The following is an 11950-nucleotide window of genomic DNA, read 5'->3' as shown; positions in this document are numbered from 1 at the left end:
CATCAGTTACTGGTGCCTAATAAACGGGCTTATCATCGAACAACCTTAAGCCATCATCGTTTTCATCGGCATCCAAATTTAATTAAGTCAGGGTTTATCCCCACACAACCAGAACAGCTTTGGGTGGCAGATATTACCTATTTATCGACGCATGAAGGTGATACTTATTTAAGTTTAATTACGGATGCGTATTCACGAAAAATCGTGGGATATCATTTAGATAACAATATGAAAACAAGTTCAGTGAAGAAATCGTTGGTTCAGGCGTTAAAAAAACGGACTTCGACAACTTCGTTAATCCATCATTCAGATCGAGGGATACAGTATTGTTCTTCGGAATATCAGAAGATACATAAAGAGCATAATATTCAATGTTCTATGACTGATGGGTATGATTGTTATCAAAATGCCTTAGCAGAACGAATTAATGGAATATTAAAAATGGAGTATCTACTGATAAAACCGAGTAATCTGGAACAAGCAAGAAAATTAGTAGAAGAATCAATTCAACTCTATAATGAAAAACGGCCACACTTATCGTTAAACTATAAAACGCCCGATGAAGTACATCGAGCGTTTTATGCCTGAAAAGTTGTCAACCTATATCAGGACTAGTCACTAAAATCCGAGGATAACTCTACTTAGCCACACTGATACTGTGTTTAATATGTTTTAAATGAACCACGATAGTAAATGTAACAATGACTAACAGTGACCAAGAGCCCCATTTTCCTGCATGTACAGCAGACCAAGCACCAATTTGGTTAGGATATTGCCATACGCCAAAAAATGTACCGAAATTCTCAGCAAGCCAAATAAAGAAACCTATCAGAACAAAAGCCAATAATAGTGGCATTTTTCGCTCTGTATCATAAGGCGTAAAATAAACCACACTACGGGCATAAAGACCTAAAATAAAGGCAGTTAAATACCAGCGATAATCACCGATAAAGTGATGAGAAAAGAAATTAATATAGATAGCGAGCGCAACCAAAGTTGCCATCCAATAAGGTGGATAATGTTCAATTCGTACTTTTAAAAAACGCCATGCTTGAATTAAATAACTTCCTACCGCGGAATACATAAACCCTGTAAATAAAGGGACTTCCCACAATTTAGTGTAAGCAAAATCAGGGTATTTCCACGATCCAATTGCCGCTGATGTTTTAAATAATTCCATCACAAAACCAACAATGTGGAAAAAACAGATCGCTTTTAATTCATCCCATGTTTCGAGTTTTCCCCATACCATCCATAATTGGAAAGCAATAGCGAGAATAAGTAAAACGTCATAACGAGGTATTCCTAATATTCCTTTACTTGGTGTTACAAATAAAATAAAAAAGAAAAATCCCGCAAATAAACAAGAACGCGCTTCTTTCACACCAAAAAAAAGAAATTCAACAATAAATCGTTTTATACCTTTAAAAGGCTTCAATGGTGGTTCTAATAAAAAATCATCCAATCGCTTTAACATGCTTCTTCCTGAAAACGTGCATTATTAAATAGTATTCAATGCAGAATAATAAATTAAGGAGAGATAAAATGAATGAGAAGAAATTTGCCATAGAATGAAAAAACGCACAAGGATGAAAAGGACGAAAAAGAAAGGATTTAAAAATAAAGGTATTTACCCCCCACTACGATACCCACTCTGACTGCCTTTTAGGGTAAATACCTTACGCAAATTTTGCGAAATAACTGAAGCTCAAGAGATAAACATAACCCACTCACATTTATCTCAGACGACATAACATGACATGACGACTTTACTTCTACTTTTTACTACTGCTGACAACTTCACTTTATTAACGAGGCTAATTTTTGAGAATAATATTTATTCTTTTTAATTTATCCCTACTCTTTCTATTAGTTATTTTTACTTATCGTAATCGTATTTAGCTTTTTATTTTTATTCAGGATAAAGTGCAATTAATACACTTTATCCTCACTCTGATATTAGAAAATAGTAAATGGCATAATTATGTTAAATTTAACGTCTTTTTCATCTTGGAAGATATTACCAAAACCACCTTCATAACTTGGGATATCGGAATGGTTATCATAACGGGTATAATGAAGCTTAAAGAGTGTCCCTTTAGCGCGACCTTCTTGAACCGTATACATAATATCCGCATTCCACGCACTTTCTCTGATGCGCTGACCTTGATCATAAATGGCTTTACCACTTGGTTTAGCATCCCATGCATAAACATAAGAAGTACCTACCGCCCAGCCAGATAGATCCCAATTTTTCAGGTCGTACATTACACCCGCATAAAGTGCTTTTTCACCGTTGGCGTTAAAGTCAGAACGACCATCCCACCACACATCAAGACGACCATTTGATGTCGCCCAACCCGGAGTCATACGTTGTAAGAAATAACCTTGATTACCTTCAGCTTTAACCCATGTTCCTTCTACTTTGAAGTCAAATACATTGTAGGTATAACCAAAAGTCAGTGCTTGTAACCATGCCAGCCCATCATAAACATCATTAACGCCACCACCGGTCACTTTATCTTTAGCACCGTAGAATTGGTAAGACGTTCTTAATGCATTGTCAGCAATTGGGAAATCATAAGAAACTTTACCAAAATACTGATCGATATAACCATCAGCCTGACCAAATGCAGCTTCTAACACAAGACTGTTTTTAAAATCATATTTGGCGCCGAAAGAGTGAAGATAGCTGATATTCGTTTCTAGATCAGCTTTACGGAAGTTATACATATTCCGATACCATGGTGCTTTGTATTCATCTGTCCACATATAGGAGAAAGATAATTCACCACTTTTATCGAAATCGAAGACTGCACCAGCTTCAGCACCGCGGTAAGTTCCTGGTAAGAAGCTCCAATGTGGACGCAATAAACTTTGGCCTTTAGGTTGAATATACCCACCTTGTGCCCAGAAGTTGCCTAATTTGAATTTCGCAGCTGCTTTATAAACGCTCATACCACTGCGATCGCCAGTCCATTTTTCATCCCAGCGACTTTTTGCATCACTAAAACCGATTTCATTAGGTGCAGCAGGGCCACTATTATTCAATTCAGCCGCACCAAAGGCAGCTAAATCAATACCAATAAAATCACCTAGGTAACCTGATGAGAAGTCTAGATTAGCGTTGAAAGTAGAATGGTGTAGGTTGGCTTTGTATTTACCGTAATCAGGACTATTTGGTGTTAACTCTTTTCTATCACGGTCACGTTGCCAATAAAAAAGACCACCTGTTAAGGTTGAGTCATCAATAAATCCTTCAGCATGAGACATTTTTGCAGGTAGTGCAGTTACAAGCAATGCGCCCATAACGGCAAGTGCCACCCTGCCTGGTTTAGCATGTTGCATAACCATAGCATTGTTTCCTCTTTGACTTTGACTAAAAAAGAAATAAGCACAATGCCTATTTCCAAATATAAAACCCCAAGTGGGGAAAAAACCTAAATTAGGTTAGAAACAGCATATTTTTCGCGACGCGAATTATCAACCAAAAAAAAAGAATTTTTATCAAAATATGACCAAGGGCACATAACTAAATGATCGTTTCATTTTCTTGCTTTTATAACCCCTCATTAAAAATAAACATAACAAATTGATTTTATTTAATTTTTTAGACTAATCTTTAAACGATATTAGATTTCGTTTTTATTAAAAGGAATAATAAGTAGTGCTTATAAATAAGCTTTTTTAACGTTGTAAAATATGTGCTTTAAATCACACTTTTCTTACTACAGTCTTATTGAATGAAATGTTATGAAAAAACGGAAGAATAAAGTGATAACAAGTTAATTATTTCAAATGAAATAAATAAAAAGTTATCGTTTGGAATGAAAAACTTGAGATTAATTGATCCTAAAAGAATAAATACTAAATATAAATAGATGAAAAATTGTACAAAATTAGAAAAAAAACAGATAAAAAAATGCTCGATAACTAATTACCGAGCATTCTATTAATTTTGGTGCTAACTATTGCGACTCAAAATAAGGTTTAAATCAACCTTGTTGAGAAATCTTAGCCCAAGTGTCACGTAAGCCTACTGTACGGTTAAACACTAACTTATCCGCTGTTGATAGCTTATCAGCACAGAAGTAGCCTTCACGCTCAAATTGATACGCTTTTTCGATAGCTGCATCTTTTAAGCTACGTTCAACAAAACCTTCACGAATAACTAAAGATTCAGGGTTAATTGTTGATAAGAAATCATCTTCTGCCGCTGGGTTTGGTACGCTAAACAGACGGTCATACAGACGTATTTCAGCAGGAACAGCATGTGGAATACTTACCCAGTGAATAACACCTTTTACTTTACGACCATCAGCAGGATCTTTATTTAAAGTCTCAGCATCATAAGTACAGTAAATGGTCGTAATTTCGCCTTGTTCGTCTTTTTCGACACGTTCTGCTTTAATCACATAAGCATTACGTAAACGGACTTCTTTACCTAGCACCAGACGTTTATATTGGCGGTTTGCTTCTTCTTTGAAGTCAGCACGATCAATATAAATTTCACGGCTAAATGGCACTTCACGCGTTCCCATTTCCGGTTTATTAGGGTGATTCGGCGCAGTTAAAATCTCTTCGCCTTCTGGCATATTTTCAATCACTAAACGAACTGGATCGATAACAGCCATTGCACGAGGTGCATTTTCGTTTAAATCATCACGAATACAAGATTCTAATGCAGCCATTTCAACATTATTTTCTTGTTTCGTTACACCAATACGTAAACAGAATTCACGAATAGAGTCTGCAGTATAACCACGACGACGTAAGCCTGAAATGGTTGGCATACGAGGATCATCCCAACCATTGACGATGTTTTCTGTCACAAGCTGATTCAGCTTACGCTTTGACATCACAGTATATTCAAGGTTAAGACGAGAGAATTCATATTGACGAGGATGACAAGGGATAGTGATATTATCCAGCACCCAATCATATAAACGACGGTTATCTTGGAATTCTAACGTACATAAAGAATGAGTGATATTTTCCAAAGCATCTGAGATACAGTGGGTAAAATCATACATTGGATAAATGCACCATTTATTTCCAGTTTGGTGGTGTTCAGCGAATTTAATACGATAAAGCACCGGATCACGCATAACAATAAATGGTGATGCCATATCAATTTTCGCACGTAAACACGCTTTACCTTCTTCAAAGCCACCAGCACGCATTTTTTCAAACAGTGCTAAGTTCTCTTCTACGCTACGTGAACGATAAGGACTGTTTTTACCTGGCTCTTTTAATGTACCGCGATATTCACGAATTTCTTCAGCGCTCAACTCATCGACATAAGCTAAGCCTTTATTAATCAACTCAATCGCATATTGATAGAGTTGATCAAAATAATCTGAGGAGTAATGAACGCTACCTTCCCATTGGAAACCTAACCACTGAACATCTTTTTGAATTGAGTTGATGTACTCAATATCTTCTTTTACTGGATTGGTATCATCAAAACGTAAATTACATTTACCCTGGTAATCTTTAGCAATACCAAAATTCAGACAAATTGATTTCGCATGGCCGATATGAAGATAGCCATTAGGTTCAGGTGGGAAACGCGTATGCACGCTATCATGTTTCCCTGTTGCCAGATCTTCGTCAATTATTTGACGAATAAAGTTAGTTGGGCGGGCATCTGCCTCATTCATGGTCATTTTTTCCTCAAAGCAAAACGCATAATTAACCCACTATAATCCAATAAGCAGGTTTCATAAATACCTTAGCTAAATACACCCCTGAGATATTTATCAAAATAGAGATAAAAAAACGGGAAGTTTGAAAGACTCCCCGTTTTATCGTCTTATTTAACCATCTCTTTATAGAGGATTAAATATCTGTATAGAATTTATTTTAATACTTTGTAGATAACGGTTTTATTTCCAACCACATCACCTGTAACTTGTTCAGCAATTTTATCAAAATCATCAATATTGCTTACAATCACAGGACTTATCATCGATTTAGCATTAGCGTTCAGATATTCAAGATCTAATTCTAAGATAGGTTGACCGACTTTAACGTTCGCACCTTCTTCAACTAAACGCTTAAAGCCTTTACCGCCTAATGCGACAGTATCAATCCCCATATGAACGATGATTTCAACACCATTATCGGTTTCAATACAAAATGCATGGTTAGTATCAAAAATCTTAACAACCGAGCCTGTTGCAGGTGCCATTACAATATTAGAGGTTGGTTTAATCGCAAGCCCATCCCCTACAACACCACTTGAGAAAGCTTCATCAGGCACATCTTTTAATGCTACAACTTCACCATCAAAAGGCGCAATCATTTCAAGTAATACTTTTGCATTAGCATTAGCTTGTTTTATAGGTGTTTTTTCAGTAGACACGGTTGAAGTAGATGTACCTTCATAAGCGGCAACTGGGCCTTGTGTTAATACATCGCGCATTGCGTTAGCCACAAGTTCTGCACGCGTACCCACAATCACTTGAACACTTTGTTTATTTAAACGAATAACACCTGATGCACCTAAACGTTTTGCGTATGCATCATTAACTACAGAAGAATCTTTTACATTGAGGCGTAGGCGAGTAATACAAGCATCGATACCCGTTAAATTATCAGAGCCACCAATAGCGGCGATATATTGACGAGCTTCTTGCTGGATGCCTGCTTTGCTATTCGCAGGGGCTGTTGTGATATCTTCATCATAACCATCTGCGGTTTCATCATCAGACACTTCATCTTCACGGCCTGGTGTTTTTAGATTGAATTTCGTAATAGTGAAACGGAAAATACCGTAATAGATAAAGAAAAACACAATACCTTGGACAATCAACATATACCAGTGTACAGCAAGTGGGTTACGAGATGATAAGAACATATCCACTAAGCCTGCACTAAAGCCAAACCCTGAAATCCACTCCATACTAGCAGCAATATAAACAGAAATTGCCATTAAGAATGCGTGAATAACATAAAGCACTGGTGCAACAAACATAAATGAGAATTCAAGCGGTTCAGTGATACCTGTGAAGAATGCAGCAAATGCACCCGCCATCATAATACCAGCAACTTTTGCTTTATTTTCTTTACGTGCACAGTGATAAATCGCCAGTGCAGCACCGGGTAAACCAAACATCATGACAGGGAAGAAACCCGCTTGATAACGACCAGTTACACCGACTGTCGCTAAACCAGCATCAATAGATTTCTGACCAGCAAGGAAATTAGGAATATCATTGATACCCGCAACGTCAAACCAGAATACAGAGTTCAATGCGTGGTGTAGACCAACAGGAATTAATAAACGGTTAAAGAATGCGTAAATACCGGCACCTAATGCCCCCATATCTTTAATACTTTCACCGAAGCTGACTAATCCGCCATAAATAACAGGCCAGATATACATCAAAATAAAGGCAACGATGATCATGAGGAATGACGCTAAAATAGGAACTAAACGTCGACCACTAAAGAATGAAAGTGCAAGAGGCAATTCTACTTGGCTAAAACGGTTATAAAGTTCCGCTGAAAGCACACCCACTAAAATCCCCACAAATTGGTTCTCTATTTTACCAAATGCGGCAGGTACAGCCTCTAATGGGATCCCCTTGATCATAGACACAGCTGCTGGCGAACAAAGTGTTGTGACCACCAAGAAACTCACAAAACCCGTTAGAGCAGCAGCACCGTCTTTGTCTTTTGACATGCCATAAGCGACACCAATGGCAAATAAGACTGACATGTTTTCGATGATAGCAGCACCAGATTTGATAAGTAAGGCAGCAAGCGCGTTATCGCTACCCCAGCCTACTGGATCAATCCAGTAGCCAATCCCCATCAGAATTGCAGCTGCAGGTAATGTAGCAACAGGCACCATTAGTGCCCGTCCTATCTTCTGCAGATAACTTAAAATATTCACAAACTCCCCCTTGGATAGCCCCTATACGGGATCTTATTCATACTCATTCATATTTTATAAAAAAATTGATGAGCTAATTATTTAATTCCATTTTCAGTCTAAAAAAATTATTTCGTATCGCAAATTAATTAGTCATAATTTGTGATTGAAGTCACCAATATCGTATATTTTTTAGCTGAAATGCTGGCTAAGTCAGAAAGCTTATTTTATGATTAAAAATATCTTTTGGCGGGACAATTGAGTCATCGACTAAAAATGAAAAGAAATTCGTGTTATAGATGAGCCACTGATAATCACACAATGAAATAACATGTTCCTGAATTATCAGATTTGTCTTTTTTCTAAGAGGTTACTATGAGGTTAATCCCCCTATCCACGGCAAAACAAGTTGGTAAGTGGTCTGCAAATTACATCGTTGAAAAGATCAACGCATTTAATCCAACTGCAGATCGCCCTTTCGTGCTTGGTTTACCAACTGGTGGCACGCCATTGGCGACATATAAAGAGTTAATTGAATTACACCGTGCTGGAAAAGTCAGTTTTCAACACGTTGTGACATTCAATATGGATGAATATGTTGGTATTCCATCAGATCATTCACAAAGTTATCGTACATTTATGTATGAAAACTTCTTTAATCATATTGATATTAAAGATGAAAATATCAATTTATTAAACGGCAACGCAGAAGATCCACAAGCAGAATGTGCACGTTATGAGGCTAAAATAAAGTCTTATGGTAAAATCAATCTGTTTATGGGCGGTGTAGGTAACGACGGTCACATTGCATTTAATGAACCTGCGTCATCACTCTCTTCACGCACTCGTATGAAAACGCTCACCGAAGACACCCGTTTAGCAAATTCACGTTTCTTCGACAATAATGTTAATCATGTTCCTAAATACGCACTAACTGTCGGTGTAGGCACATTATTAGACGCTGAAGAATTAATGATTTTGGCAACAGGTTTTAATAAAGCGCAGGCTGTGCATGCCGCCACCGAAGGTGCAGTTAACCATTTATGGACAATTTCCTGTGTCCAGCTTCATCCGAAAGCAATTATAGTGTGTGATGATCCTGCCACAATGGAATTACGAGTTAAAACATTGCGTTATTTCCAACAAATTGAAGCGCAAGAGTGTCAAAAATACCAAGACTAAGTTTAGTAAAATAAGTACCTACTGATTAAGTAGTGGAAAAGGCTAAGCTCTCTTACTTATCAGCCAGAATTTACTGGCTGATATCGGCTTTTTTTAGATTGACTTCCCTTATCAGGAGACAAAGGTATGTTTGCCTTAACAAATGCTGTTATTTATACAGGTTACGACCGTTTAGAAAATCACGCCATTATTATTAACGGCTCCCGTATTGAGCAGGTTTGCCCACAGGATCAACTGCCAAAAGATATCACTGTTCGTGATATGAAAGGTGCAATTGTCTCTCCCGGTTTTATCGATTTACAAGTTAATGGTTGTGGTGGCGTGCAATTTAATGACACACCAGAAAATGTCACCGTTGAAACGCTAGAAACCATGCAAAAAGCAAATGAGCGTTTAGGCTGTACCAGTTATTTACCAACACTAATTACCTGTTCTGATGAATTGATGAAGATAGGCATCGAAGCAACTCGCGCCTACATGAAAAAACATGAAAACAAAGTACTGGGATTACACTTAGAAGGCCCTTACATCAATGTGATTAAAAAAGGGACACATGATCCGCAATTTATTCGTCAACCAAGTGCTCAGATGATTAGCTATTTGTGCGATAACGCTGATGTCATCGCTAAAATCACCCTTGCACCAGAAATGGTTGATGAAAAGTATGTTCGTCAATTAATCAAAGCAGGTATCATTGTTTCGGCAGGCCATTCCAATTCGACTTATGAAGAAGCTCGTAAAGGATTCCGTAATGGAATTTCATTATCGACCCATCTTTATAATGCAATGCCTTATATTACAGGCAGAGGCCCTGGCCTTGTTGGCGCTATTTATGATACACCTGAGGTTTATGCAGGTATTATTGCTGATGGTATGCATGTTTCATGGGCTAATATTCGCAATAGTAAACGTTTAAAAGGCGATAAATTACTATTAGTCACAGATGCAACTGCGCCTGCGGGGCTTGATCCTAATAAAAATGAGATGGATAGCTTCGTTTTTGCAGGAAAAACCATATATTATCGTAATGGATTGTGTGTCGATGCTGATGGCACATTAAGTGGATCATCACTTACCATGATTGGCGCGATTAAAAATAGCGTGATTCATGTAGGTATTCCATTAGATGAAACATTACGAATGGCTACACTTTATCCCGCTCGTGCGATTGGGATAGAAAAAGAACTCGGTACAATTGAAGCAGGAAAAATTGCTAATCTCGCTTCTTTTGACAAGGACTTCAACCTTTGCACAACATTTGTCAATGGTATTGAAATAACTGATAACTAATGGATGTATATGCTGATGAGTCATAACAACACTGAAACGCAAATTGGCAATATCGATCTTGTTAAACAACTTAACAGTGCGATTGTGTATCGACTGATTGATCAACACGGGCCCATTTCCCGTATCCAAATAGCCGAACAAAGCCAACTAGCACCTGCCAGTGTGACTAAAATTACTCGTCAGTTGCTTGAACGTGGACTGATTAAAGAAGTTGACCAACAAGCATCAACAGGTGGACGCCGTGCGATTTCCATCATTGTTGAACACCGTAATTTTAATACCGTCAGTGTGCGACTAGGACGCAATGATGCGACTGTCGCACTCTATGATCTGAGTGGTAAGGTCATTATTGAGCAACACTATCCCATAGAACAGAGCACACAAAATGAAGTTGAAGCTCTGCTTATTAATGCAATTGATGATTTTATTAAACAAAATCAACGTCGTATTCGTGAGCTGATTTCAATTTCTGTGATCTTACCCGGCCTTGTTGATCCCAATAAAGGCGTTGTTCGCTATATGCCTCATATGAAAGTGGATAATTGGGCTTTAGTAAACAGTCTTGAAAAACGCTTTAGCCTTCCATGTTATGCTGGTCATGATATTCGAAGCCTCGCATTAGCTGAAAACTATTTTGGTGCTACCAGAGATTGTGAAGATTCGCTATTAGTGCGGATTCACCGTGGTGCGGGTGCCGGGGTTATTATTAATAATAAAATTCTCCTCAATCAGCGCGGTAACCTTGGGGAAATTGGCCATATTCAAATAGACCCTCTAGGCGAGCGTTGTCATTGTGGTAATTTTGGCTGTTTAGAAACAATTGCATCCAATACAGCAATTGAAGCCAAAGTACGCTATCAATTAGAGCAAGGCTACCCAAGTCAATATTTATCATCGACACAATGTCAAATCCAAGATATCTGTCATGCGGCAGTTAAAAATGATCCATTAGCCGTGGAAACAATTAAACAAGTTGGCCTACATTTGGGTAAAGCCATTGCGATCGCAATTAACTTATTTAACCCACAAAAAGTTGTCTTAGCGGGTGAATTAACCGAAGCTGCTGAAATTTTGCTACCGTCCATTCAAAGTTGTATTAATACGCAGGTCTTAAAAGAATTTAGAGAAGAGCTTCCTGTAGTCACATCAGAGCTTGATCATCGTTCTGCAATAGGGGCTTTTGCATTAACTAAACGAGCAATGCTTAACGGAGAATTGCTTCAACAGCTATTAGAAAAGTAAGTTATTGCTGATAAATTATACTTTTTGAGTTAAATACATACTTTTTCTTAGTTAAATAGAAAAATGAGTCTAAATTTCAAACAGTAATAGATTAAGAAAAAGAAATGTTGCGTGATTTTCTCACTACATTTCTTTTTTTATACCTTTTTATCTCTACATTTTAATAGTGTTTATTCATCTCCTCTCTTCTTACTGCTTTGTTTTTTCTTTTTATTCACACTTTACACTCTCTTATTTTTGAGTATATTTTTTATCAACAAGGTTGTTTTTTGGATCTTTTTTCGACAAAATGATTAACCATCGAGCAAACGGACACGTTTCTCGAAAATTAATGCAAAAAGCAGTTGACGGATT

The 11950-nt window shown here is 37.5% G+C and carries 8 protein-coding genes; 4 read left to right on the top strand and 4 right to left on the bottom strand.

Annotated features, from left to right (window positions below; genetic code table 11):
• On the top strand, positions 1–588 hold a 588-nt coding region (locus GWI68_RS16360; protein WP_166539075.1), incomplete at its 5' end, for an IS3 family transposase.
• A gap of 49 nt (positions 589–637) precedes the next feature.
• Here GWI68_RS16360 and GWI68_RS16355 read toward each other — a convergent pair.
• The 4 genes from GWI68_RS16355 to nagE all read right to left on the bottom strand — a co-directional run bounded on the left by GWI68_RS16355 (position 638) and on the right by nagE (position 7903).
• Entirely contained in the window at positions 638–1477 is an 840-nt protein-coding gene (locus GWI68_RS16355) for a DUF817 domain-containing protein (protein ID WP_166540961.1), read from the bottom strand.
• Positions 1478–1959: 482 nt separating this feature from the next.
• Positions 1960–3354: an OprD family outer membrane porin gene (locus GWI68_RS16350; RefSeq protein ID WP_166540960.1), complete on the bottom strand. Its 1395-nt coding sequence runs from the start codon at positions 3352–3354 to the stop codon at positions 1960–1962.
• A gap of 641 nt (positions 3355–3995) precedes the next feature.
• Positions 3996–5663, bottom strand: a complete 1668-nt coding sequence (gene glnS / locus GWI68_RS16345) for a glutamine--tRNA ligase (RefSeq protein ID WP_109410000.1) — start codon at positions 5661–5663, stop codon at positions 3996–3998.
• A gap of 197 nt (positions 5664–5860) precedes the next feature.
• Entirely contained in the window at positions 5861–7903 is a 2043-nt protein-coding gene (nagE, locus tag GWI68_RS16340) for an N-acetylglucosamine-specific PTS transporter subunit IIBC (RefSeq protein ID WP_166540959.1), read from the bottom strand.
• A 354-nt stretch (positions 7904–8257) separates the two neighbouring features.
• Here nagE and nagB point away from each other — a divergent pair, with 354 nt between their 5' ends.
• From nagB to GWI68_RS16325, 3 genes are all read left to right on the top strand, one after another.
• Positions 8258–9064, top strand: a complete 807-nt coding sequence (nagB, locus tag GWI68_RS16335) for a glucosamine-6-phosphate deaminase (RefSeq protein ID WP_109409532.1) — start codon at positions 8258–8260, stop codon at positions 9062–9064.
• Between the two features lie 126 nt (positions 9065–9190).
• Positions 9191–10354 (top strand): N-acetylglucosamine-6-phosphate deacetylase, encoded by a 1164-nt coding sequence (nagA, locus tag GWI68_RS16330; protein ID WP_166540958.1) that lies wholly within the window; start codon positions 9191–9193, stop codon positions 10352–10354.
• Positions 10355–10363: 9 nt separating this feature from the next.
• Positions 10364–11596, top strand: a complete 1233-nt coding sequence (locus GWI68_RS16325) for an N-acetylglucosamine repressor (protein WP_166540957.1) — start codon at positions 10364–10366, stop codon at positions 11594–11596.
• Positions 11597–11950 lie beyond the last annotated feature (354 nt).

The sequence above is a fragment of the Proteus sp. G2669 genome (genome assembly GCF_009915245.1).
In the GTDB taxonomy this organism is placed as follows: Bacteria; Pseudomonadota; Gammaproteobacteria; order Enterobacterales; family Enterobacteriaceae; genus Proteus.
This window is presented reverse-complemented; position numbering and strand designations above follow the sequence as displayed.

Excerpts from the sequence above, each read along its gene's own strand:
- nagB (WP_109409532.1), top strand. The coding sequence starts at position 8,258 with ATGAGGTTAATCCCCCTATCCACGGCAAAACAAGTTGGTAAGTGGTCT.
- GWI68_RS16355 (WP_166540961.1), bottom strand. The coding sequence starts at position 1,477 with ATGTTAAAGCGATTGGATGATTTTTTATTAGAACCACCATTGAAGCCT.
- nagA (WP_166540958.1), top strand. The coding sequence starts at position 9,191 with ATGTTTGCCTTAACAAATGCTGTTATTTATACAGGTTACGACCGTTTA.
- glnS (WP_109410000.1), bottom strand. The coding sequence starts at position 5,663 with ATGAATGAGGCAGATGCCCGCCCAACTAACTTTATTCGTCAAATAATT.
- GWI68_RS16325 (WP_166540957.1), top strand. The coding sequence starts at position 10,364 with ATGCTGATGAGTCATAACAACACTGAAACGCAAATTGGCAATATCGAT.
- GWI68_RS16350 (WP_166540960.1), bottom strand. The coding sequence starts at position 3,354 with ATGGTTATGCAACATGCTAAACCAGGCAGGGTGGCACTTGCCGTTATG.